19 protein-coding genes are annotated in these 24882 nt (G+C 70.5%); 17 read left to right on the top strand and 2 right to left on the bottom strand.

Annotated features, from left to right (window positions below; genetic code table 11):
• The first annotated feature begins 91 nt into the window (after positions 1-91).
• The 15 genes from ABEA24_RS47260 (at position 92) to ABEA24_RS47190 (ending at position 18996) form a co-directional block, all read left to right on the top strand.
• Positions 92-1276 (top strand): ROK family transcriptional regulator, encoded by a 1185-nt coding sequence (locus ABEA24_RS47260; protein ID WP_345441775.1) that lies wholly within the window; start codon positions 92-94, stop codon positions 1274-1276.
• 13 nt (positions 1277-1289) lie between these two features.
• On the top strand, positions 1290-2774 hold the full coding sequence (locus ABEA24_RS47255) for a sugar ABC transporter ATP-binding protein (protein ID WP_345441772.1): 1485 nt from the start codon (positions 1290-1292) through the stop codon (positions 2772-2774).
• Positions 2771-3742 (top strand): ABC transporter permease, encoded by a 972-nt coding sequence (locus tag ABEA24_RS47250; RefSeq protein ID WP_345441769.1) that lies wholly within the window; start codon positions 2771-2773, stop codon positions 3740-3742. Before ABEA24_RS47255 ends, ABEA24_RS47250 begins: the two co-directional genes overlap by 4 nt.
• Before the next feature lie 69 nt (positions 3743-3811).
• A complete protein-coding gene (locus ABEA24_RS47245) occupies positions 3812-4855 on the top strand; it encodes a substrate-binding domain-containing protein (protein WP_345441766.1) in 1044 nt (347 codons plus the stop codon).
• Complete coding sequence (locus ABEA24_RS47240) at positions 4855-5994, top strand: Gfo/Idh/MocA family protein (protein ID WP_345441763.1); 1140 nt, start codon at positions 4855-4857, stop codon at positions 5992-5994. The genes ABEA24_RS47245 and ABEA24_RS47240 overlap by 1 nt, the downstream gene beginning before the upstream one ends.
• A gap of 61 nt (positions 5995-6055) precedes the next feature.
• Positions 6056-9229 (top strand): carbohydrate-binding protein, encoded by a 3174-nt coding sequence (locus ABEA24_RS47235; RefSeq protein ID WP_345441760.1) that lies wholly within the window; start codon positions 6056-6058, stop codon positions 9227-9229.
• Entirely contained in the window at positions 9226-10947 is a 1722-nt protein-coding gene (locus ABEA24_RS47230) for a ThuA domain-containing protein (protein ID WP_345441757.1), read from the top strand. The genes ABEA24_RS47235 and ABEA24_RS47230 overlap by 4 nt, the downstream gene beginning before the upstream one ends.
• A gap of 169 nt (positions 10948-11116) precedes the next feature.
• A complete protein-coding gene (locus ABEA24_RS47225) occupies positions 11117-12127 on the top strand; it encodes a sugar phosphate isomerase/epimerase family protein (RefSeq protein ID WP_345441754.1) in 1011 nt (336 codons plus the stop codon).
• A gap of 26 nt (positions 12128-12153) precedes the next feature.
• Positions 12154-13308 (top strand): inositol-3-phosphate synthase, encoded by a 1155-nt coding sequence (locus tag ABEA24_RS47220; RefSeq protein WP_345441751.1) that lies wholly within the window; start codon positions 12154-12156, stop codon positions 13306-13308.
• Positions 13305-14165 (top strand): SCO3242 family prenyltransferase, encoded by an 861-nt coding sequence (locus ABEA24_RS47215; RefSeq protein ID WP_345441748.1) that lies wholly within the window; start codon positions 13305-13307, stop codon positions 14163-14165. The genes ABEA24_RS47220 and ABEA24_RS47215 overlap by 4 nt, the downstream gene beginning before the upstream one ends.
• Entirely contained in the window at positions 14162-15019 is an 858-nt protein-coding gene (locus tag ABEA24_RS47210; protein ID WP_345441746.1) for a sugar phosphate isomerase/epimerase family protein, read from the top strand. The genes ABEA24_RS47215 and ABEA24_RS47210 overlap by 4 nt, the downstream gene beginning before the upstream one ends.
• A complete protein-coding gene (locus tag ABEA24_RS47205; RefSeq protein WP_345441743.1) occupies positions 15016-15630 on the top strand; it encodes an EboA domain-containing protein in 615 nt (204 codons plus the stop codon). The genes ABEA24_RS47210 and ABEA24_RS47205 overlap by 4 nt, the downstream gene beginning before the upstream one ends.
• The gene (locus tag ABEA24_RS47200) at positions 15631-16485 is read left to right on the top strand and encodes a TatD family hydrolase (protein ID WP_345441739.1); all 855 of its coding nucleotides are present in this window, start codon (positions 15631-15633) and stop codon (positions 16483-16485) included. It abuts the gene before it with no gap.
• Between the two features lies 1 nt (position 16486).
• Positions 16487-17638, top strand: a complete 1152-nt coding sequence (gene eboE / locus ABEA24_RS47195; RefSeq protein WP_345441736.1) for a metabolite traffic protein EboE — start codon at positions 16487-16489, stop codon at positions 17636-17638.
• Complete coding sequence (locus ABEA24_RS47190) at positions 17635-18996, top strand: alkaline phosphatase family protein (protein WP_345441733.1); 1362 nt, start codon at positions 17635-17637, stop codon at positions 18994-18996. Before eboE ends, ABEA24_RS47190 begins: the two co-directional genes overlap by 4 nt.
• A gap of 41 nt (positions 18997-19037) precedes the next feature.
• Here the strand turns inward: ABEA24_RS47190 and ABEA24_RS47185 are convergent, their stop codons facing one another.
• A complete protein-coding gene (locus ABEA24_RS47185; RefSeq protein ID WP_345441730.1) occupies positions 19038-20324 on the bottom strand; it encodes a low temperature requirement protein A in 1287 nt (428 codons plus the stop codon).
• A 178-nt stretch (positions 20325-20502) separates the two neighbouring features.
• Here ABEA24_RS47185 and ABEA24_RS47180 point away from each other — a divergent pair, with 178 nt between their 5' ends.
• Entirely contained in the window at positions 20503-22314 is a 1812-nt protein-coding gene (locus ABEA24_RS47180; RefSeq protein WP_345441727.1) for a ferritin-like domain-containing protein, read from the top strand.
• A 126-nt stretch (positions 22315-22440) separates the two neighbouring features.
• Here ABEA24_RS47180 and ABEA24_RS47175 read toward each other — a convergent pair whose 3' ends face one another.
• Positions 22441-23388: a LysR family transcriptional regulator gene (locus ABEA24_RS47175; RefSeq protein WP_345441724.1), complete on the bottom strand. Its 948-nt coding sequence runs from the start codon at positions 23386-23388 to the stop codon at positions 22441-22443.
• Between the two features lie 128 nt (positions 23389-23516).
• Here ABEA24_RS47175 and ABEA24_RS47170 point away from each other — a divergent pair, with 128 nt between their 5' ends.
• The gene (locus tag ABEA24_RS47170) at positions 23517-24866 is read left to right on the top strand and encodes an MFS transporter (RefSeq protein ID WP_345441721.1); all 1350 of its coding nucleotides are present in this window, start codon (positions 23517-23519) and stop codon (positions 24864-24866) included.
• Positions 24867-24882: the final 16 nt, after the last annotated feature.

Raw genomic sequence — 24882 nt, 5'->3', positions numbered from 1 at the left:
AAAGATTAGAGAATTCGCAGCAGAAGTCTTTCGCTCGGGCGGAGAAGTATGTAATTTCCGGGCAGAAGTCGGTTTCCTCAGGGAGGGCGGAGTGAAGCGCGTGGCGCTGAGACCGGAGAACGCTCATCAGGCGCGTCTCCTGCATCTGCTACAGGACGGCCCACGGAGCCGGGCCGAGCTGGGTGACGTCGTGGAACTGTCGCGATCCAAGCTCGCGGTGGAGGTAGGGCGGCTGACCGAGCTCGGACTGATCGAGGAAGCGGGTCTGGCGGCCTCGCGCGGGGGGCGCCGGGCCGCGGTGGTGCGCCTGTCGCAGCGTCTGCGGTTCGCGGCCATCGACATCGGCGCGACGTCCGTGGACGTCGCGGTCACCGGGGGCGATCTGGAGATCCTGGCGCACGCGGCGGAGCCGTGCGACGTGCGGGATGGGCCCGACGCGGTGCTGTCGGTGGCGCTGGAAGCGCTGGGCAAGCTGCGCTCGCGGGGGATCGCGACCGAACTGCACGGGGTCGGGGTGGGAGTGCCGGGCCCGGTCAGCTTTCGCGACGGTTTCCCGGTCGCCCCGCCGATAATGCCGGGCTGGGACCGGTATCCGGTTCGGGACGTGCTCGCCCAGCAACTCGGCTGCCCGGCGCTCATCGACAACGACGTCAACATCATGGCGCTCGGAGAGATGCACGCCGGGGTGGCCAAGACGGTCGACGACTTCCTGCTCGTCAAGATCGGAACGGGCATCGGGTGCGGCATCGTCGTCGATGGCGAGATCTACCGCGGAGTCTCCGGCTGCGCGGGCGACATCGGCCACATCCGGGTGAACGACGACGGCCCGGCCTGCTCGTGCGGCAACACCGGCTGCCTCGAGGCCTACTTCGGCGGCGCGGCGCTCGCCCGCCAGGCCGAGGAGGCGGCCCGCTCGGGAGCGTCCGGCCACCTCGCCGAGCGCTTGGCCCAGGCCGGCCGGCTGACCGCCGAGGACGTCGGCACGGCCGCCGCGGCGGGTGACGCCGTGGCGATCGCGATCATCCGCGACGGCGGGCGCCGGGTCGGCCAGGTCCTCGCGGGCCTGGTCAGCTTCTTCAACCCCGGTCTCGTGGTGATCGCGGGTGGCCTGGCCGGCCTGGGCCACGTGCTGCTCGCCGAGATCCGCAGCGTGGTCTATCGCCGGTCGCTGCCGCTGGCCACCGGGAATCTGCCGATCACGCTCGCCGAGCTCGGGGACACCTGCGGCGTCGTGGGGGCGGCCAAGTTGATCAGCTCACATGTCTTCTCCCACTGACCCGGAGGCTCTGGTGCGGACATCGTCCCCGCTGCTCACCATGCGCGGCATCGTGAAGACGTTCCCGGGGGTCCGGGCGCTCGACGGCGTCGACCTCGAGGTGCTCCCCGGCGAGGTGCACTGCCTGCTCGGTCAGAACGGCGCCGGCAAGTCCACTCTCATCAAGGTGCTGTCAGGCGCGCACCGGCCTGACGAGGGAGAGATCGTCCTTGCCGGGGAGCCGGTGCGCTTCCCCAACCCGACCGCGGCCACGCGCCATGGGATCGCCACCATCTACCAGGAGCTCGACCTGGTGGACGGGCTGAGCGTCGCCGAGAACATCTTCCTCGGCCACGAACCCGGACGGCGGGAGGCCCGGCACCGTACGGAGCAGCTGCTGGCCCGGCTGGGCCACGCCGAGATCTCGCCGCCCACGCTTGTGGGACGCCTGTCCCCGGCGGCCAAGCAGGTCGTGAGCATCGCGCGGGCACTGTCGTACGACGCGCGGCTGATCGTCATGGACGAGCCGTCGGCCGCCCTGGCCCACGACGAGGTGGCGAACCTGTTCCGGATCATCGGTGAGCTCACCGCGTCAGGGGTGAGCGTGGTCTTCATTACCCATCGTCTCGACGAGATCCGGCAGATCGGCGACCGCATCACGGTGCTCAAGGACGGCCGTACCGTGGCCAGGGGACTGCCCGCCGACACCGCCACCACGAAGATCGTCCCGCTGATGACCGGCCGTTCGGTCGACCATGTGTTCCCGCCGCGACGAGGCACGCCGGGGAAGGCGGTTCTGCGGGTGGACGGCCTCGCTCTGGCCGGGCACTTCGAGCCGATCTCGTTCGAGGTGCGGGCGGGGGAGATCGTCGGACTGGCCGGGCTGGTCGGCTCCGGCCGCTCGGAGATCCTCGAGACGATCTACGGCGCCCGGCGGCGTACGGCCGGCCGGGTCCTGGTCGACGACGTCCGGCCGGCCCGTGGCGGGACCCGTGCGGCGGTCGCCGCCGGGATGGGCCTGGCGCCCGAGGAGCGCAAGAGCCAGGGCCTGCTGATGCTGGAGAGCGTCGCCCGCAACATCTCGCTCGCCAGCCTGGGGCGCTATTCGCGGTACGGCTGGCACGACCGCCGCCGCGAGCACGCCGAGGCCGCCGAGCAGATCAGTGCCCTGGACCTGCGGCCGCCCGATCCGCACCGCCCCATCCGGACGCTGTCGGGCGGAAACCAGCAGAAGGCCATTCTCGGCCGCTGGCTGCTGCGCGGATGCCGGGTGCTGCTGCTGGACGAACCGACCCGCGGAGTGGACGTCGGGGCACGGAGCGAGATCTACGGCCAGATCAGGGGCCTGGCCGAAGAGGGCGTTGCCGTCCTGCTGGTGTCCAGCGAGATCCCCGAGGTGCTCGGCCTCGCGGATCGGGTGCTCGTCGTCCGCGACGGCCGTGTCATCGCCGAGCATGACGCGGCCGAGCTGGACGAGCACCGCGTCCTCGACATGATCATGGAAGGGAGTGTCCTGTGAGAACGATCGTCAAGGCCTCGGCGGCCCCGGTGAGTCTTCGGGCGCGGGACCTGCGGCACGTCCCGCTGGTCGTGGCGCTGGCGGTGCTGTTCGTGCTCGGCACGGTCATGAAACCGGACACCTTCCCGACCACGAGCAATATGGTCACGATCCTGACGCTCGCCTCGGAGATCGGCGTGGTGACGGTCGGCATGACCTTCGTGATCATCGGGGGCGGCATCGATCTGTCGGTCGGCGCGATCATGGCACTGTCGTCGATCTGGGCCACCACGGTCGCCACGCAGTCGTACGGCTGGGCCGGGATGGCGTTCGCCGCGATCGTGGTCGGCCTCGCCTGCGGCCTGGTCAACGGGCTGCTGATCGCCTACGGCGGGCTGGTGCCGTTCATCGTGACGCTGGCGTCGATGGTCGCCGCGCGGGGCCTCGCCGAGCAGATCTCCGATCGGCACTCCCAGATCGTCACGGACGCCACGTTCCTGAAGCTCGCCTACAACCGCGTTCTCGGCGTGCCGCTGCTCGTCTACCTGTTCCTGGCCGTGGTCGTCGCGGGCTGGCTCGTGCTCAACCGGACGACCTTCGGACGCCGTACCTTCGCCGTGGGCGGCAACCGTGAGGCGGCCCGCCTCGCCGGCATCGACGTGCGGCGGCACACGCTGCTGCTGTACGTCATCTCCGGCCTGTGCTGCGGTATCGCGGCCATCATGCTGACGTCCCAGGCGAACACCGGGTCCAGCACCCACGGCACGCTGTACGAGCTGGACGCGATCGCCGCGGTCGTCATCGGAGGGACCCTGCTCACCGGCGGATCCGGCTCGATCGCCGGGTCGATCCTCGGGGTCCTGGTCTTCACCACGATCCAGGACCTGTTCATCCTCGCCAACCTCCAGCAGCCCATCCAGGAGATCGCCAAGGGCGCGATCATCGCCGTCGTCCTGCTCATCCAGCGCTGGAACCGCCGGACCACCTGACCGCTATCACCCCTGGTGGCGCCGCCACCTGTGTTCAGCACGCCCGAAATCACCCCAGAAGGGCCAACTATGACCGTACTCGACCGCCGCCGTCTCTTGATCGGCGGAGCCGTGGCCGGAGCCGGCGCGCTCGCGGCAGCCTGCACCAGCAACAGCCCTGCCGAGTCGAAGAACACCGCCGATCAGCGGACGCAGAGTCCGGCTTCCCCTGGCAAGCACGTCACGATCGGCTTCACCGCGCCCGCCGCCAACCACGGCTGGACCGCGGCCATCTCCGAGAACGCCAAGACCCAGGCCGGCCGCTACTCCGACGTCACGCTCAAGGCCACGGAGGGCACCAACGACGTCAACCAGCAGATCCAGCAGGTCCAGACGATGATCGACGCCAAGGTCGGCGCGCTGGTCATCCTGCCGTTCGACGGCAAGGCGCTCACCGAGATCGCCAAGAAGGCCATGGCCGCCGGTATCCCGGTGGTGAACCTCGACCGCGAGTTCGCCGATCCGCTGGCCTACCGGACCCTGATCAAGGGCGACAACCACGGCATGGGCGTCAGCGCCGGCAACTTCATCGCCAAGCAGATGGCGGCCAAGAACGTGTCCAAGCCGGTGATCGTCGAGGTGGCCGGGCTGGACAACCTCCAGCTCACCCAGGACCGCAGCGCCGGCTTCAAGGCGGCACTGGCCGCCCACGGACTGTCCGTCACCGCTCGGCAGGCCGCCGACTTCACCGCCGAGACCGGCCAGAAGGTCACCTCGGCGCTGCTGCAGGCCAACAAGAAGATCGACGCCCTCTGGAATCACGACGACGACCAGGGCATCGGGGTCCTGGCCGCGATCCGGCAGGCCTCGCGCGACAAGGAGTTCCTCATGGTCGGGGGAGCGGGATCGCGCAACGCGATGACGGCGATCAAGGCCGACAACACGCCGCTGAAGGCCACCGTCCTGTACAGCCCGAGCATGGCGGCGTCGGCGATCTCGCTCGCCCGGCTGCTCGGCCAGGGGCGCGGCCTGACCGACATGGTCGAGCACGAGGTCCCGGCGCAGGTCACGACCTACTCGGCGGTCGTCACCAAGGACAACGTCGACGACTACATGGTCGTGGGGTTCGCCTGATGACGACACTCGGGGTCGGCATGGTCGGCTACGCCTTCATGGGCCGCGTCCATTCCCACGCCTGGCGCAACGTCGCGGCCTTCTTCGACCTGCCGGTGACACCCATACCGGCGGTGCTGTGCGGGCGCGACGCCGAGCAGGCCGCGGCCGCCGCGGCGCGACTCGGCTTCGGCTCGGTCGAGACGGACTGGCGACGGCTGGTGGAGCGTGACGACGTCCAGATCGTCGATATCTGCACCCCGGGAGACACCCACGCGGAGATCGCGATCGCGGCGCTGGACGCCGGCAAGCACGTGCTGTGCGAGAAGCCGCTGGCCAACTCGGTGGCGGAGGCGACCGAGATGGCCGAGGCCGCCGAGCGGGCCCGCGCCCGTGGCGTCCGCTCGATGGTCGGCTTCAACTACCGGCGCGTCCCGGCCGTCAGCCTCGCGCAGCGGATGGTCGCCGACGGCCGGCTCGGCCGGCTGCGTCACGTACGGGCGCAGTACCTGCAGGACTGGCTGGTCGACCCGCGGCACCCGCTGGTGTGGCGCCTGCGCAAGGACCGGGCCGGCTCCGGCGCGCTCGGCGACATCGCCGCCCACATCATCGACACCGTCCAGTACGTCACGGGGGAGCGGCTGACCGAGGTCTCGGCGCTGCTGGAGACCTTCGTCCGTGAACGTCCGCTCGCGGACGGCGCCGGCATCGGCGAGGTCACCGTGGACGACGCGGCGCTGTTCCTCGGCCGGCTCACCGGCGGTTGCGTGGCGTCCTTCGAGGCCACGCGGTTCGCCACGGGCCGCAAGAACGGCCTGCGCTTCGAGATCAACGGCACGCTCGGCAGCCTGTCCTTCGACCTGGAGTCGCTGAACGAACTCCACTTCTACGACAACACCGAGGATCCGGCCGAAGCAGGGTTTCGCCGGATCCTCGTCACCGAACCCGGACACCCGTACTCCGGTGCCTGGTGGCCGCCCGGACACACCCTGGGCTACGACCACACCTTCACTCACGAGGTGAAGGACCTCCTTGAAGCGATCGGCACTGGCGCCGATCCGCGGCCGTCGTTCGCCGACGGCCTGCACATCCAGCGAGTTCTCGCAGCGGTCGAGGCCAGCGCCAAGGCCGGCTGCTGGGAGCCCGTCGCACCTTCCTGACACACCAACCTTCTGTACATCTGCCTCCCGACACCCAGCCTCCTGACCCGCTAGGAGTGTCATGCGTCATCCCCTATTCGCGATCGGCGTGATCGCCGCGCTGATCGCCGCCATGTTCGCCCTCCCCTCGTCCGTCCATGTCGCCGTCGCCGCACCCGCCTCGGAGTTCCAGCAGGTCACCCTGGCCAAGGGTGTGGACCAGGCCGGAGAACCGATGTCCCTGGCCGTCCTGCCGGACCGCTCGGTGGTCCACTCCTCGCGAGACGGCAGGCTGTTCTACACCGACGCGAGCGGCACCACCAAGGTCGCCGCGAAGATCCCGGTCTACTCCCACGACGAGGAGGGACTGCAGGGAATCGCGGCCGACCCCGACTTCGCCACCAACCGGTGGATCTACGCCTACTACGCCCCGCCGCTGAACACGCCGTCCGGCGACGCGCCGAACGACGGCACCGCGGCGGACTTCGCAGCGTACAAGGGCTACAACCAGCTCTCGCGGTTCAAACTGGGCACGGACGGGACGCTCGACCTGTCCAGCGAGCAGAAGATCCTCCAGGTGCCCACCACCCGGGGCATCTGCTGCCACGTCGGCGGCGACATCGACTTCGACGCCGCCGGCAACCTCCTGATGACCACCGGCGACGACAGCAACCCGTTCGCCTCCGACGGTTATTCGCCGCTGGACACCCGATCGAGCCGCAACCCGGCCTTCGACGCCCAGCGGACCGCCGCCAACAGCGACGACCTGCGCGGCAAGCTGCTTCGCATCAAGGTCGGCGCCGACGGGAGCTACAGCATCCCGTCCGGCAACCTGTTCGCGCCCGGGACCGCGAAGACGCGGCCGGAGATCTACGCCATGGGTTTCCGCAACCCCTTCCGCATGTCGGTGGACCGCAAGACCGGCGCGGTCTACATCGGCGACTACGGACCGGACGCCGGCTCGGCCAACCCGACGCGCGGCCCGGGCGGCCAGGTGGAGTTCGACCGGGTCACCGGGCCGGGCTTCTACGGGTGGCCGTACTGCACCGGCACCAACACCACCGACGAGACCTACAACCACTACGACTTCGCCACCGGCAAGTCCGGTGACAAGTACGACTGCCAGAACGGGCCGGTCAACGACTCGCCGAACAACACCGGAATCGGCAACCTCCCGGCGCCGAAACCGGCCTGGATCAAGTACGACAACTGCTCGGTCCCCGAGTTCGGCTGCGGCTCGGAGTCGCCCATGGGCGGCCCCGTCTACCACTACGACGCCGCCTCGACCTCACCGACGAAGTTCCCCGCGGACTACGACGGGAAGGTCTTCCTCGGCGAGTACGGCCGCCGGTGGATCCGCCCCGTCGAGGTCAAGTCCGACGGCTCGCCCGGTGCCATCGACACCACCTTCCCCTGGAAGGGCACCCAGGTGATGGACATGGCCTTCGGCCCGGACGGCAGCCTGTACGTGCTGGATTACGGCACCGGCAACTTCGGCGGTGACGCCAACTCCGCGCTCTACCGGATCGACCACATCGGCGCCAACGGGCGCGCGCCCGTCGCCGCCGCCTCGGCCGACAAGACCTCCGGCAAGGCGCCGCTGTCGGCGACCTTCTCCTCGGCGGGCAGCTCCGACCCGGACGGCGACCCGATCAGCTACGCATGGAACTTCGGCGACGGCGGCACCTCCACGGCCGCCAACCCGTCGCACACCTACACCGCCAACGGCCAGTACACCGCCAAACTCACCGTCACCGACAGCCACCACAACACCGGCACCGCCAGCGTGCTCATCACCGTGGGCAACACCGCGCCGACGGTCGCGATCAACACGCCGCCGGACGGCCGGCTGTTCTCCTTCGGGGACGCCGTCCCCTGGCAGGTCACCGTCACCGACCCGGAGGACGGCACGATCGACTGCTCCAAGGTGACGATGCACTACATCCTCGGCCACGACACTCACGGGCACCCGATGACCGACCAGCACGGCTGCTCGGGCGTCATCCAGACCGAGGTCGACGGCGAGCACGCCGCCGACGCCAACACCTACGGCGTCTTCGACGTCGAGTACACCGACAAGGGCGCCAACGGCCAACCTGCCCTGACGACCCATGCCAAGCGCATCCTGCAGCCGCGCACCAAGCAGGCCGAGTTCTACAAGACCTCCAGCGGGGTCGACCAGATCAACCACAACGGCGCCGAGGGCGGCCGGACGGTGGGCGACATCGACAACGGCGACTGGATCGAGTTCGACCCCTACACCGTGGACTCGTCGGTGTTCAGCGCCCGCGTCTCCTCGGCCGGCGCCGGCGGGACCATCGAGGTCCGCGCCGGATCGCCGACCGGCACGCTCATGGGTTCGGTGAAGGTGCCGGTGACCGGCGGCTGGGAGAACTTCACGACCGTCTCGACGGCCCTCTCCAACCAGCCGCTCGGCCCGACCAAGCTGTACCTGGTCTTCAAGGGCGGCAGCGGGGCGCTGTTCGACGTGGACGAGTTCGGCTTCAGCCCGCTCGCCCAGGCCGAGACCTTCACCTCCCAGTCGGGTGTCCAACTCGCCGACCACGCTCCCGCGGACGGCGGCAAGACGGTGGGCTACATCGACAACGGCGACTGGATCTCCTTCTCCGGGACCCAGCTCGGCAACGTCACCGGGTTCAGCGCCCGGGTCTCCTCGGCGGGAGCGGGCGGAACGATCGAGGTCCATGCCGGATCGGCCACCGGGCCGGTCCTCGGCTCCGTCGCCGTCCCGGTGACCGGGAGCTGGGAGAACTTCCAGGAGGTGACGACGCGGCTGTCGGCCGGTCAGACCTCGGGCCTGACTCTGGTGTTCAAGGGCGGCAGCGGCGCCCTGTTCGACGTGGACGAGTTCACCCTCGACCGGTCGACCGGCCCCGGCCAGATCGTCGGCGCCGGTGCCAAGTGCGCCGACGGCCGCGACAACACCGCCATCAAGCTCTACACCTGCGACGGAAGGGCCGCCCAGAACATGGCGCCGTCCGGTGACGGCCACATCCACGTCCTCAACAAGTGTGTGGACGTCGCCGGCGGCGGCACCGGCAACGGCACCAAGGCCCAGCTGTTCGGCTGCAACACCACCGGGGCTCAGGTGTGGCTCCCGCAGGCCGACGGCACGCTCAAGAACCCGCAGTCCGGACGCTGCCTCACGCCCACCGGCGACGGCACCAAGGACGGCACCCCGCTGGTCATCAGCGACTGCACCACCGGCTCAACCCAGAAGTGGTTCCTGCCATGAGACGAATCCTTCTCGCCCTGACTCTGGGCGTCTCCACCGTCATGACGGTCCCTGCCGCAGCTCCCGCCCACGCGGCCGGCCCGGCCTACAAGGTCCTCGTGTTCAGCAAGACCGCCGGCTTCCGCCACGACTCGATCCCCGCCGCGGTCCAGGCGATCCGGGACCTGGGCGCGGCGAACAACTTCACGGTCGACGCCACCGAGGACGACACCAAGTTCACCGCGGCCAACCTCGCCCGCTACAAGGCCGTCGTCTTCGCCCTCACGACCGGCGACGTCCTGGGCGACACCGAGCAGGCCGCCTTCGAGCGCTACATCCACGGCGGCGGAGGCTTCGTGGGCATCCACGCGGCCGCCGACACCGAGTACGACTGGCCCTTCTACGGCGGGCTCGTCGGCGCCTGGTTCAAGAGCCATCCCGCGATCCAGCAGGCCAAGGTCGTCCCCGAGGACCGTGCCCACCCCAGCACCGCGCACCTGGCGTCCACCCCGTGGACCAGGACGGACGAGTGGTACAACTACCGGTCCGACCCCAGGAGCGTCGCCCACGTCCTCGCCTCCCTGGACGAGTCGAGCTACGACCCCGGCGCCGACCGGATGGGAGACCACCCGATCACCTGGTGCCAGGGCTTCCAGGGCGGCCGATCCTGGTACACCGGCATGGGCCACACTACGGAGTCCTACGCCGACCCGGCCTTCCGCACCATGATCCTCGGCGGCATCCGCTACGCCGCCGGGGCGGTCAAGGCCGACTGCCGTCCCGAGACGGGCTACACCCCGCTCTACAACGGCTCGCTCACCGGCTGGACCCAGGCCGGTCCCGGCGGCTTCAGCAACACCGACGCGACCCTCGGCACGCAGGGCGGCATGGGGCTGCTGTGGCACTCCGCCAAGCAGTTCACCAACCACTACTCGCTCAAGGTCGACTGGAAGATGCAGGGCGACGACAACTCCGGGGTGTTCGTCGGCTTCCCCGATCCGGGCGGCGACCCGTGGACGGCGGTCAACAAGGGATACGAGATCCAGATCGACGCCACGGACAGCCCCGACCACACCACCGGCTCCATCTACGGATTCCAGGCGCCCGATACCAAGGCCCGCGACGCCGCGCTCAACCCGCCAGGGTCCTGGAACGCCTACGAGATCGTCGTCGACGCGCCGCGCATCCAGGTCTACCTCAACGGCGTGAAGATCAACGACTTCGTCAGCAAGGACCCGAACCGGCTGGCCGGTGGGTACCTCGGGCTGCAGAACCATTCCGACGCCGATCACGTGTCGTTCCGCAACGTACGGATCAAGCAGCTCACCGCGGACACCACGATCCAGGCGGAGAACTGGTCGAGTCAGAGCGGGGTCGCGACCTACCCGCACGCCCCCGCGCACGACGGCACGGTCCTCGGCTTCGTGGATCCCGGAGACTGGGCCGCCTACGACAACGTGAAGCTGGACGGTGTCGCCCGGTTCACCGCCCGCGTCGCCTCCGGGGGCCCGGGCGGCGGTATCCAGGTGCGTGCCGACTCGCCCACCGGCCCGCTGCTGGGCAGCGTCGCGGTGCCGACCACCGGCGGCTGGGAGAACTACACCGACGTCTCCACCACCCTGACCCCGATCGCCGGCACGCACCGGCTCTACCTGGTGTTCACCGGATCCGGGGGCGGGCTCTTCGACGTCGACGACTTCACACTCGCCCACGCCGCCGGCGGCACCCGATCGAGGTGACGCTCCGCACCGTCCAGGCCATCGACGGGCGGCCGGCCTTCGGCTGAGCCGGAGTCCGTTGGGGTGCGATTTCCGGGCCGGCCCGGTCACCGGGCCGGCCCCTTCACCCGTCCCCAGGACCGCCACGGAACACCGACACCGGACCTCGGACACGAGAGGAGAAGCGAGCATGACACGACCGATCACCCTGTTCACCGGCCAGTGGGCGGATCTGCCGTTCGAGGAGGTGTGCCGGCTGGCGGCCGGCTGGGGATACGACGGGCTGGAGATCGCCTGCTCGGGCGACCACTTCGAGGTCGACCGGGCCCTCGGCGAGGCCGATTACGTGGCCGGCCGTCGTCGGATCCTGGACAAGTACGGGCTGAAGGTCTGGGCGATCTCCAACCATCTCGTCGGCCAGGCGGTCTGCGATCGCCCGATCGACGAACGGCACCGGGCGATACTGCCCGAACGCGTCTGGGGGACAGGGGAGCCTGAGGAGGTCCGGCGGCGGGCGGCCCAGGAGATGGCGGACACCGCGCGGGCCGCGGCGGCGCTGGGGGTGCGGACGGTCGTCGGATTCACCGGCTCGCCGATCTGGCACACCGTGGCGCTGTTCCCCCCGATGCCCGCCGCCGCCATCGACCGCGGCTACGCCGAGTTCGCCGAGCGCTGGCACCCGATCCTCGACGTGTTCGACGCCGAAGGCGTCCGGTTCGCTCTCGAGGTGCACCCCAGTGAGATCGCCTACGACTTCTGGACGACGGAACGGACCCTGGAGGCCGTCGAACGGCGGCCCGCCTTCGGTCTGAACTGGGACCCCTCCCACATGGTCTGGCAGGACATCGACCCGGCGACCTTCATCCTCGAGTTCGCCGACCGGATCTACCACGTCGACTGCAAGGACACCAGGATCAGGGCGCGCGACGGGCGCCGCGGCCGGCTCTCGTCCCACCTGCCCTGGGGCGACCCGCGCCGAGCCTGGGACTTCGTGTCCACCGGGCGGGGTGACGTGCCCTGGGAGGACTGTTTCCGCGCACTCAACTCCATCGGCTACGACGGCCCCATCTCGATCGAGTGGGAGGACGCGGGCATGGACCGCCTGCTCGGGGCGCCCGAGGCGCTGCGGTTCGTGCAGGACCTGAACCGCATCGAGCCGCCCGCCGCGTCCTTCGACTCCGCGTTCACCCGCGAGCCGTGACCCCGTACCGCAAAGGAGGTCCGCGAATGAACCATGACGAGCGTCGCACCGGCGTGTGGCTCGTCGGCGCCCGCGGGTCCGTCGCCACGACCGCGATCTCCGGAGCCCTGGCCATCAGTGCGGGAATGGTCGCGCCCGTCGGAATGGTGACCGAGAGCCCGGAGTTCGCCGGGACAGCGCTGCCGCCCCTCGGTTCACTGGTGTTCGGCGGCCACGACATCACGCAGACGCCGCTGCCGAAGCGGGCGGAGCAACTGGCGGCTGCGGGCGTGATACCGGCCGATCTCGTCACGGCCGTACGCCACGACCTGGCCACAATCGACTCCGAGCTGCGCGGTGGCGCCAAAGGAGATGATCGCCGCTGTCAGGCCGAGGCGTCCGCCGCGCTGGCCGCCGACCTCACCGGCTTTCGTGAACGGCACCGCCTCGCCCGGGTCGTCGTCGTGAACGTCTCCTCGACCGAACCGCCCGCCGTCCACCGGCCGGAGTACGACAGCCTGCCCGAGCTGGAGCATGCCATGGCGCGGGAGCCCGGGGTGCTGCCGCCGAGTTCGCTGTACGCGCACGCGGCGTTCCAGGCCGGTTGCCCGTACGTGGACTTCACGCCGTCGACCGGGGCCCGGTTGCCGGCGCTGGCCGCATTGGCCCGGCAGAAGGCGGTCCCTTTCGCAGGCCGTGACGCCAAGACCGGCCAGACCCTGGTGCGTGCGGCGCTCGCGCCGATGTTCACCGCTCGGGCGCTGCGTGTCCTGTCCTGGTCGGGCACCAACCTGCTCGGCGGCGGGGACGGAGCCACACTGGCCGACCCCGCGGCCGCCGAGAGCAAGAGCGTCTCCAAACAGCGCGGTCTGACCGCGATGCTCGGCGATGACGTGGCGGGCGCCACCCACATCGACTACGTGCCCGATCTCGGCGAGTGGAAGACCGCCTGGGACCACGTCGGATTCGAAGGCTTCCTCGGCACCCGGATGACCATGCAGGTCACCTGGCAGGGCTGCGACTCGACGCTCGCGGCACCGCTCGTCCTCGACCTGGCGCGGCTGACCGCACGGGCACACGAGGCGGGCGAGCTGGGCGTCCAGCCCGCTCTCGGGTTCTTCTTCAAGGACCCTCTCGGCGCCGAGGAGCATCGGCTGGCCGAGCAGTACACGATCCTGTGCGACTGGGCGAGGCGGCTGTGACGGGCCTCCGCGACCTCGTCGAACTGGTGCGCGCACCGGCCGCGCTGACGGTTCCCGGTGACGTCCTGGCCGGAGCGGCCGCGGCCGGATTCCCGATCGGCCGTCGTTGGCTGGGCTGCGCGGCCGGTTCGGTGTGCCTGTACTGGGCGGGAATGGCACTCAACGACTACGCCGACCGTGACCTGGACCGGCGTGAACGGCCGGAGCGCCCGATCCCGTCCGGCCGCGTCACCCCGCGGCTGGCCCTGACCGTGGCGTCCGGCCTGACCGTCGCGGGAGTCGCCGTGGCCGGGCTGTCGGGCGGCCGCCCGGCGTTGCGGGTCGTGGTGCCGCTGGCGGCAACGGTCTGGCTGTACGACCTGGTGCTGAAGAACACCGTGGCGGGACCGGCCGGCATGGCCGCCGCGCGTACGCTGAACGTCCTCATGGGGTCCGGTCCGCGGGCCGAGGCGGTCGCCCCGGCTCTGACCCTGGGCGGACACGTGCTGGTCGTGACCACCTTGTCGCTCGGCGAGGTACGCGGGACGCGCCGTGAGGTGCCGTTGGCCGCACTCGCGGGTACGGCGGTGGTCGCCTCGGCCACGTTGGCCGGGACCCGTCCGTGGCGCTCGGCTTCATGGCCGGCGACGGCAGGGCTCGCCGCGGTCTATGCGGCGACGGTGGCGGGGCCGCAGTCCGCGGCGGTTCAGCAGCCCACGGCCGGGCGGATCCGGGCGGCGGTCGGCGCGGGAATCGTCGGGCTCCTACCCCTGCAGGCCGCACTCACGGCGCGTTCCGGTGCGGTCCGCGCCGGGCTCGCGCTCGCCGCGGCCTTTCCTGCCGCCCGATGGCTGGCCGGGAAGGTGGCGGCGACATGACATCCGGCGGCCTGAGATTCGGATTCGGCACCAACGGATTCGCCGACCATCGGCTCAACGATGCTCTCTCCGTCATCGCGGACCTCGGATATGCCGGGGTGGCGCTCACCCTCGACCACGCCCACCTCGACCCGTTCGCCCCGGACCTGGGCCGCCGGGTGGCAGCACTCGCCGCTCGGCTCGCCGAGCTGGAACTGGCCGTCGTGGTCGAGACCGGCGCGCGCTACCTTCTCGACCCGCGGCGCAAGCACGAGCCCACCCTTCTTTCCGCCGAGGGCGCGGACCGGCGGGTGGAGTTCCTTCGAACCGCCATCGACGTCGCCGCCGACCTCGGCGCCGAAGCGGTCTCCTTCTGGAGCGGCGTACGGCCGAGCGGTCTTCCGGTCTCGGCCGCGTGGGAGCGGCTGACCGAGCACTGCGCCGCCGTCCTCGCCCACGCCGACCGACGCGGCGTGACGCTCGGGTTCGAACCCGAACCCGGCATGCTCGTCGACGACCTGACCGGGTTCGAGCGGCTGCACTCGCGACTCGGCGACCCGCCCAGGCTCGGCCTGACCCTCGACATCGGGCACTGCCGGTGCAACGAGCCGCTTCCGGTGCCCGACTGCGTGCGACGCGCCGGGGACCGGCTGGTCAACGTGCAGATCGACGACATGCGGCGCGGTGAGCACGTCCATCTCGAGTTCGGTGACGGGGAGATCGACTTCCCGCCCGTGCTGGCGGCGCTCGAGGAGATCTCCTACCGCGGGCTGGTCTCGGTCGAGTTGCCCCGCCACAGCCATGACGCCCCGGGCGTCGCCGAGCGGGCCCTGGCGTTCCTGATCGCGGCCGGCATGGAGGGACCTCCCGCATGAAGACGGAACAGATCCACGGCAGGCTGACCGATCTCCTCTCGCCCGCGGCGATGCGCTGGGCGGAAGCGTCCTGCGCCGCGGTGGCCGCCCACCCGCCCGCTCTCTTCGAGCTGTCGGCCGTCGCGGGGCTGCGCTGCGGACGCGCTCCACTGGGGTGTGACCTCCCGGACTGGACGGCCGATGACGCGGTCCGGGCGCTCATGCTGTGTTCTCTGCCTCTCGACGGTCCTGAGCTGGTCGAGACGGTCGCGGCGGTCTACCGGCAGGGCGACACCCTCGAACGGCGCGCGGTCCTGCGGACGCTGCCGCTGCTCGCCATCGGCGACGAGGCGGTCCCGCTCGTCCGGGACGCCCTCCGCACCAACGATCCGCGGCTGATCGCCGTGGCTCTCGGCCCCTATGCCGCCGAACAGCTCGATCAGCGTTCCTGGCGAGACGGCGTCCTCAAATGCCTGTTCATGGGCGTACCGCTCGTCGCGGTGGCGGGACTCGACCGGCGCAGCGACCCTGAGCTGATCCGCATGTTCCGCGATTACGCGGCCGAACGCGCCGCCGCAGGACGCTCCGTACCCACCGACCTTCGTATCCTCCTCGACTCCCAGGAGACCTGAATGCGGATATTCGACCCCCACATCCACATGACGTCCCGAACCACCGGCGACTACGAGGAGATGAACGCCGCCGGGGTCTGCGCGGTCGTGGAGCCGGCGTTCTGGCTCGGCCAGCCGCGCACCAGCGTCGGCTCCTTCGTCGACTACTTCGACTCGCTCATCGGCTGGGAGCCGTTCCGGGCCGCGCAGTTCGGCATCACCCACCACTGTGCGCTCGCCCTCAACCCGAAAGAGGCCAACGATCCGCGCTGCGTCGGGATCCTCGACCTCCTGCCCCGGTACCTGGTCAAGGAGCGCGTGGTGGCCGTGGGGGAGATCGGCTACGACGCCATCACCGCCGACGAGGACATCGCCTTCGCCCACCAGTTGGAGATGGCCGTCGAGCACGAGCTGCCGGCGCTCGTGCACACCCCGCACCGCGACAAGGCGACCGGTACCCGCCGCACCCTGGACGTCGTCCGTGAGTCCGGAATTCCACCGGAGCGGGTCGTCGTCGACCACCTCAATGAGATGACCGTACGGATGGTCGTCGACTCCGGTTGCTGGGCAGGGTTCTCGATCTATCCCGACACCAAGATGGACGAGGACCGCATGGTCGCCATCCTGAAGGAGTACGGCACCGACCGCACGCTGGTGAACTCCGCCGCCGACTGGGGACGCAGCGACCCGCTGAAGACCCGCCGCGTTGCGGAAGCGATGCTGACAGCCGGGTTCATCTTCGACGACGTCGACAAGATCCTCTGGCGCAACCCCCGCGCCTTCTACGGGCAGAGCGGCCGGCTCGATCCGCTCGGCTTCGCGGCCGACGCCTTCGCCGGCAACTCGGTGCACCGCGGCACCCCGAAGCGGTCCTGACATGCGCCTGCGTCACCCCGACGGTGCGACGATCCACCTCTCCTACTGCACCAACGTCCACCAGGCCGAAGACCTCGACGGCATCCTCGCCCAGCTGGACCGCTTCGCCGAACCGGTCAGAGAGCGCCTCGACGTGCCCGTGCTCGGACTCGGGCTGTGGCTGGCCGCCGACGTCGCGCGGGCCCTGGCCGCCGACCCCGGCGCCGCGCGGCGACTCGGCGCCGAACTGCGCACCCGGGGCCTGGAGGTCGTCACCCTCAACGCGTTTCCCTACCAGGGATTCCAGAGCCCCGCGGTCAAGAAACGCGTCTACCATCCCGACTGGACCACGCCCGAGCGCCTGCGCTATACGCTCGACGCCGCGACCGTGCTCGCTCATCTGCTGCCCGCGGACGTCGCCGAGGGCAGCGTGTCGACGCTCCCGCTCGCATGGCGCGATCCCTGGGACTTCGGACGGGCCGCGCTCGCTCGTGGGCATCTGGCCGACCTGGCCGTAGGCCTGGCCGCGCTGTCGGCGGCGACGGGTCGCATCGTCCGCGTCGGCCTGGAGCCCGAGCCCGGCTGCGTCCTCACGACCGCCGAGGACGCTGCGAAGGGCCTCGCCTTCCTGTACACCGGTTGGGTGGGCGTCTGCGTCGACGTCTGTCACCTCGCCGTCGGGTTCGAAGACCCGCATGCAGCGCTGGCCGGGCTCGAAGCGGCAGGTCTGCCGATCGTGAAGGTCCAGGCGTCCTGCGCGATGGAGGCGCGTGATCCGGCGGATCCGGCCACGCTGCGGGCGCTCGCCGACTATCAGGAGCCGCGCTTCCTGCACCAGACGGGCGAGCGCGGCGCCGGCTCTGTCGATGATCTCGACCAGGCGATCGGCGGTCGGCTGCCCGGCCGTGCACCGTGGCGGGTCCATTACCACCTGCCCCTGCACGCGCAGCCGCGGCCGCCGCTGGAGAGCACCTCGGACGTGCTCGAGTCGGCGCTGGACGCGCTGTTCGGAGGCCCGACCGCCCGGACCCGCCACCTCGAGGTGGAGACCTACACCTGGCATGTCCTGCCGAACCCGCCCGGGAGTGATGCGGGGCTGGTGGCCGGGCTGGCCGCCGAACTCGCCTGGACCCGTGATCACCTGCTCGCGCTCGGCCTGAAGGAGGTTCGATGAAACCCCTCGTCGTGGTGAACGTGGTCGGCGTCACCCCGAAGCTCATGGCTCACATGCCGAACCTGCGCCGACTCGCCGCAGCCGGGTTCCAAGCCGACCTGCGGCCGGTGCTGCCGGCCGTCACCTGCTCGGTCCAGGCCACCTTCCTGACCGGACGGCCGCCCCGCGACCACGGCGTGGTCGGCAACGGCTGGTACTTCCGCGAGCTCGGCGAGATCCACCTGTGGCGCCAGCACAACGCGCTCGTCCACGGTGAGAAACTCTGGGATCTCGCGCGCCGGGACCGGCCTGGATGGAAGGTCGCCAACATCTGCTGGTGGTACGCGATGGGTGCGGCCACGGACCTGCTCGTCACACCCCGGCCGATCTACCATGCCGACGGCCGCAAGTCGCCGGACTGCTACACCCGTCCCCCCGAACTCCACGATGAACTCACGAGCGAACTCGGGCCGTTCCCGCTGTTCACCTACTGGGGACCGACCGCCGGCCTCACCTCCTCGAAATGGATCGTCGCGGCCGCCCGGCGTGTCCTTTCCCGGCACCGCCCGGACTGCCTCCTCGTCTACGTGCCGCACCTCGACTACGACCTGCAACGACACGGGCCCGACTCGCCCCAGGCGATCCGGGCCGCGGCCGAGGTCGACACCGTGCTCGGACCGCTGCTGGACGACGCCCTCGCCCAGGACGCAGCGATCATCGCGCTGTCCGAGTACGGCATCACCGATGCCCGCAGACCTGTCGACATCAACCGAGCCCTCCGCCGCGCCGGGCTGCTGGAGGTGCACCGACAGGCCGGGCGGGAACTCCTCGACCCGTGGACGTCCCGCGCCTTCGCCGTCGCCGACCACCAGATCGCGCACGTCTACATACGCGACGGCGCCGATCTGAAGCGTGTCCGCGACGTGTGCGCCGAACTACCCGGCGTCGCAGAAGTGCTGGACGCGACCGGCAAGGCCCGTTACGGCCTGGACCACGAGCGGGCGGGCGAGCTCGTCCTGATCGCCGATCCGGACGCGTGGTTCACCTACTACTACTGGCTGGACGACGACAGGGCTCCCGACTTCGCCCGGACCGTCGACATCCATCGCAAGCCCGGCTATGACCCGGCCGAGCTCTTCTTCGACCCGCACGACCCGCTCGTGAAGGCCCGCGCGGCCACCGCTCTGGCCCGCAAGTCCCTGGGCCTGCGCTACAGCATGCAGGTCGTGCCGATCGATCCGTCGTGCGTCAGGGGCACCCACGGGCGCCTGCCGGACGATCCCGCCGACGGGCCGCTCCTCGTGTGCTCGGACTCCTCACGCGGCGTCGACTCGATCAAAGCCACTCAGGTGATGGACCTCATGCTCAAACTAGGATGAGCGCCGATTGTCAGACGGGCGCATGCGGCGGTCCGGACCGCTCAGACTCCGGTGCCGTTGAACCTATCGGGGTTGTAGTGCTCACCGGCGGAGCGCCGAGGACCTACAGGACTGATCTTGTGAAATCGAGTGCGGCCGGCTTTCGGGAGGATGGTGACGGCGGTCATCAGGGCGCAGACGCCTGCGATCGCCGCGATGACGGCGGCCACTCCGGTCCGCGGCGCCGCGAGCGGAAGGAGCAGGACGGCGGTGGCGGCGGACAGGGCCGCGGCCGGGTGGATGACGGGTTCGGCGAAGAGCGGCGTGTGGACGAGCCAGTGCGAGATGACGAACGTCGCGGCGGGGATCGCCACGGCATAGCAGACCGCAAGGGGGGTGGCATTGAGGTCGTGCCCGGTCTGCTCGACCGCGACCTTGAGGCCGGCGCCGAGCGCCGCGAGGCTCGCGAAGATGCCGTAGTGGCCGTACCCCCACAGGTAGGACCGGTGGCGCCGGTCGCCCAGACCCTCGCCGGCCGGTGGGAGGAAGTAGAGCCACCAGAGGGCGAACAGCAGGACGAGGCCGGAAACGGCGATGATGACGAGGGGACCGCTGAGCTCGGCCGCTTCGAGCGCCCTGTCGACTCCGTTGGATGTGGCGAGCACGCTCTCGCCGAAGATGATGAGCGTGAACAGGCCGTAGCGTTCGGCGATGTGGTGCGGGTGCCAGTTGGTGGGCGTGGTCCGCTCCGCCCACCGCGGCACCGCCAGCTCCAGAACGGCCAGGCCGATGAAGGACGGCACCTGGGCCGGTGACGGCAGGTTGCCGGTCTCGGCGAGAACGAGACGCAGAATCCAGCCCGCCTGGAGGACGGAGATGCCGCCGGCGTAGCGCAGCGCGGTGCGGCGGCCCGCGGAGTCCTCGACCCCGGCCCGCAGCCATTGGGCGACGAGAGCCGACCTCATGATGATGTAACCGAGCGTGACGGCGCCGTAGTCGGAACGGTCGGCCGCGGCAGGCACACCCGCGGCCAGCACCAGCACGCCGCCCATCTGCACCATGGTCAGCAGCCGGTAGGCGACGTCGTCGGTGTCGTACGACGACGCGAACCAGGTGAAGTTCATCCACGCCCACCACACGGCGAAGAAGACCTGCAGGAACGGCGCGAGCCCGGCCAGGGCGTGCCCGTCGATGACGTCGTGTGCGAACTGGCCGGTGGCGGCCGCGACGGCCACCACGAAGGTGAGGTCGAACAGTAGCTCGAGCGGGCTCGAGACGCGGTGCGGCTCGTCGATCGCGCGCGGGGTCATCCGGACCCGGATCCGGTACCTGGTGTCTGTCGGCGGCACGCCTTGCTCCCGTCGCTCCATACGTCCGTCCCGCTGACAAAGACAGGGCAGCGCCCTCTCCTGTGACAGTTCGCACCGAACAACCGCGACCGTGAGGATTTCTCGTCCGAGTTGTCACAGCCCGGACGGGTGGCCTGTCTTAGCTGGCGACCGGATGGCGAACGGAAGCGAGACACCCATGAATCACTCAGCCCGGCGGCAGCACGCCGCTGCTCCCGTCACGCCCGGGCGGATCGCCACGCTCGACGATCTCCGTGAGCACCTGCAGTGGGCGATCGAGCTGGAACACGCGACCCTGCCGCCGTACCTGTGCGCGCTCTACTCGCTCGACCCGGAACGCAATCCCGAAGCAGTCGAGGCGGTGGCCGGAGTCTTCATCGAAGAGATGCTCCACCTGACGCTGGCCGCGAACCTGCTCAACGCCGTCGGCGGGCGGCCGCGGCTGGACTCGCCGCGGATGCTGCCGCCGCATCCCCGGCGGCTGCCGCACGGTGACCCCTCCCTGGAACTGTCGCTGCTTCCGTTCGGGCCCGAGGCACTCGACATGTTCCTCCGGCTCGAACGGCCGGCACCGCCCGGCGCCCCGCCGGAGGGCGACGGCTACGAGACGATCGGGCAGTTCTACGACGCGATCGAGGTCGGGCTGCGCCACCTGTGCGACCGGCTCGGTGAGCGGGAGGTCTTCCGCGGCGATTCGGCTCGCCAGGTGCACGCCGGACACTTCCGGCAAACCGCCGGACGGATGATCGCCGTCAACGACCTGGCCTCGGCGCTGGCCGCGCTGGAGGAGATCGTGGAGGAGGGCGAGGGTACGTCCCGCGGCGCGGTCTGGGACGGGGACCCGGACGTCCACCATCCCGACCGGGACGAGGTCGCCCACTACTACCGCTTCCAGGAACTCAGAGCAGGCCGGCGCTACCGGCGTGGCGACACCCCGCGCTCCGGGCCCACCGGCGAGACGATCACCGTGGATCTCCTCGGCGTCCTCCCGATGCGGCCCAACCCGCGACTCGCCGATCATGCTCCGGGCAGCGCGATCCGTACGGCCCAGGAGGAGTTCGACCACACGTACTGCACCCTCCTGCATCTGCTGGAACAGGCGTTCAACGGCAGCCCGAGGCTGCTCGCGGTCGCCACGGCCACCATGTACAGGCTCAAGGCGCAGGCCCAGGCGCTGATGCGGATGCCCGACGGGGAGGGCACGACGGCCGGCCCCACCTTCGAGTACGTCCCACCCGAGCACCGCGGGTGGAGCGCCGACGACCGGCAGCGGATCGTCGTGCTCCCCGACGGTCCCTACCTCGTGTACGGCGGAGTTCCGCTCAAGCGCAAACGCAAGATCGTCGCCGCCGAGAACAACGCCGCGCTGACCTGGCAGACCGGCGAGACGCTGGCCACCGAGGACACCTACGCGCTGTGCCGCTGCGGCCGATCGTCCGCCAAGCCGTTCTGCGACGGGACGCACGCCCGGGTCGGGTTCGACGGCACGGAGTCCGCCGACGTCCGGCCGTACGAGGAACTACAGCACGTGCACGACGGCGTGGGCATCTCGGCTCAGCGTGTCGGCGAACTCTGCGTCCACGCCGCGTTCTGCATCGGACGCACCAGGCCGATCGCCGAGATGCTCGCCGACACCGAGGACAGCGACGTGCGCTCCAACATCATGGGACGGATCGACCACTGCCCCTCCGGGTCGTACAGCTTCGCCCTGCGACGCGGCGGCGATTCGGTCGAGCCCGACCTCCCGCAGGCCATCTCGGTCCTCGAGGAGGAGGGCGGCCTGGCCAGCGCGCTGTGGGTCACCGGCGGCGTGCCCGTCCAGCGCGCGGACGGACGGCCGCTGGAGACCCGGAACAGGATGACGCTGTGCCGCTGCGGGCATTCGGCCGGCAAGCCGCTGTGCGACGGAACCCACCGAGAGATCCACTTTCGTGAGGAAGCGCCGGGCCCTGCAACCGGCCCGGCCGATGACGGCATCAAGGACAACTGATCGCCTCCACCGAACAGCCCGTCATGGTCCTGGTCCACGGCGCCTTCGCCGAATCGACGAGTTGGAATGTCCCACCGCCGCATGGCCCTGTCCCAGGACAGGTGAAGACCCGAACCAGTCCCCGCGTCACGTCGGCCGGGAGGCGCTCGACATGGCCCAGCGGACGCCGGACGGCAGTGGGTACGCACCGGCGTGCAGCGTCTCGAGGAGCTCGAGGAAGTGGCGGGCGGCCGGGGCAGGTGCGCCGCGGTCGGGCAGGATGACGTCGAGTCGTCGTTCGACGACCGGGTCGGTGAGCGGCCGGTGCACCAGGCCGGCGAAGCTCATGAGGGCCTGCACGAGGGCCGGCAGCGCGGACAGGCCGAGTCCGGCGGCCACCAGGCCGCCCACCGTGGCGACGTTGGCCGCCTCGACGACCTGGACGGCGCTGACTCCGGCGTCGGCGAACGCCGCGTCGGTGAACATCCTGACGCTCGAGTCGGCACCGATGGCGACGAACGGCTGGGGCGCGAGATCGGACCAGGTGAGCGTGGCCCGCTCGGCGAGCTGGTGGCCGGGAGGCAGCGCAGCGAAGAACCGGTCGAGGACCAGCGCGCGGCGTTCCATCCGAGGGGGCGCGTGGTCCGGGATCGTGATCGCCAGGTCGGCGTCACCACCTAGCAGGTGGCCGGTGACCGTCCCGGCCAGGCCGTCGAGGATCCGTACGGTGATCCCGGGGTGCTGCTCGTGGAAGACCGACAGGACGCGGGGAAGCAGGACCGCCGCGACCGACGGCAGTGTCGCGATGGTGACCGTGCCGTGCTCACCGGCCAGGTAGCGGGCGAGGTCGTTCATCCCGGCACGATGGGCCGCGAGGATCCGGTCGGCGACCGCCAGGACCTGCCGGCCCTCCGGGGTGAGCGTCACCGTCCGGGTCGTGCGCTCGAACAGCGACACGCGAAGAGTCCGTTCCACGCCTGCGACCGTCCGGCTGAGCGCCGACTGCGAGAGGCGCAGGCGCTCGGCGGCCGCGGTGAAACTCCCCGCCCGGGCCACGGCTTCGAAGGCCGCGAGCTGGCGCAGCGACAGATTCATGCATCCAGATCATAAATGGTTGCGATATTGATGTTGGACGCATCTTCGTTCCACGGTGAACAATCCGCAACACGGCAGCAACAGCGCCGCGACCCCCGCCACCGCGTCTCCTGCCCCGGGAGTGGCCCATGCCGCGTACGGACGTCACCGAATTCATGAAGGACAGCAGGCTGGGCCGGGTGCACATCTCGGTCGCGCTGCTCTGCGGACTCACCTTGCTCGCCGACGGCTACGACGTCGGCGTCCTGGGCGCCGTCATACCGGCGCTGACCAAGTCCTGGCACATCTCCCACACCGCCGCCGGGCTGCTCGGGTCGGCCGGACTGGCCGGCATGCTGTTCGGCGGAATCGGGCTCGGCACCGTGGCCGACCGCATCGGCCGCAAGCCCAGTCTGATCGCCGCACTGGCCGTCTTCGGCACCTGCGCCGGGCTCAGCGCGGCGGCCTCCGGTCCACTCGTCTTCGGCGTCCTGCGGTTCTGCGCCGGGCTGGGGCTCGGGGGCGCGCTGCCTCTCACCGCCACCCTGTCCGCCGAGTACGCGCCGCGCCGCTGGCGGTCCTCCTTCGTCATGTGGACCTCCATCGGGTACGCGACGGGCGCGCTGCTGGCGGCGGCCGTCAGCCGCGCCGCCATCGGCTCGTGGGGCTGGCGCGGCGTGATCCTGACCGGCGCGTTCCCGCTTCTCCTGGTGCCCGTCCTGGCCCTGTTCCTGCCCGAGTCCCTGGAATGGCTGGTGCGCGGCGGCCGTACGGACCGGGCTCGCCGCATCATGGCCGCGATAGCCGGTCCCGGACGGGTGGCCGACGACGCGGAGCTCCATGCTGCGCCGGCGGCCGACCGGGTGCCGATGGTCAGGCTGTTCGAGCGCCGCTACGTGCTGCGAACGGTGCTCCTGGCGTTCGCATTCTCCGGGTGCCTGCTGATGCTGTACGCCATCTTGACCTGGCTGCCGACGCTGGTCGCGAAGTCAGGTCTGTCGGTGGCCGGAGGCCTCACGATGCTCATCCTGCTCAACGGCGGCGGCGTGGTCGGCATCGTCATCAACGGCGCACTGGCCGGACGCGTCGCGGTCTCCCGCATCGTGCTCGCCTCGTACGCCTGCGTCGCGGTGTCTTTGATCGTCCTCGGATTCGCGCACTCCGACCTCGTGATCGGAATGCTGGCGTTCCTGGCCGGGATGTTCGCGTACGGTTCGTCGGTCGCCGAGAACGCCTACTCCACGCTCGTCTATCCCGACGAGCTGCGCGGGACCGGCACCGGCTGGTGCCTGGGCATCGGCCGGGTCGGCGCGATCGCCGGGCCGTACCTCGGCGGCGCGCTGCTGGACCACGAGGTCCCGCTCAAGCTCGCCTACCTGGTGTTCGCCGCCGCCGGAGTCGTGTCGCTGGCCGCGGTGACCATCGTGCAGCGCCACCGTACGGGCGGCGGCGCGCACGGCACGATCACCGCCGCCGCGTTGGGATCGGTCGAACCGTGACCGTGACCCGTACGAC

Source organism: Actinoallomurus vinaceus (assembly GCF_039542055.1).
In the GTDB taxonomy this organism is placed as follows: domain Bacteria; phylum Actinomycetota; class Actinomycetes; order Streptosporangiales; family Streptosporangiaceae; genus Actinoallomurus; species Actinoallomurus vinaceus.
Note: the sequence above shows the minus strand (reverse complement) of the source record. Positions and strands in the feature narration are given on the sequence as shown.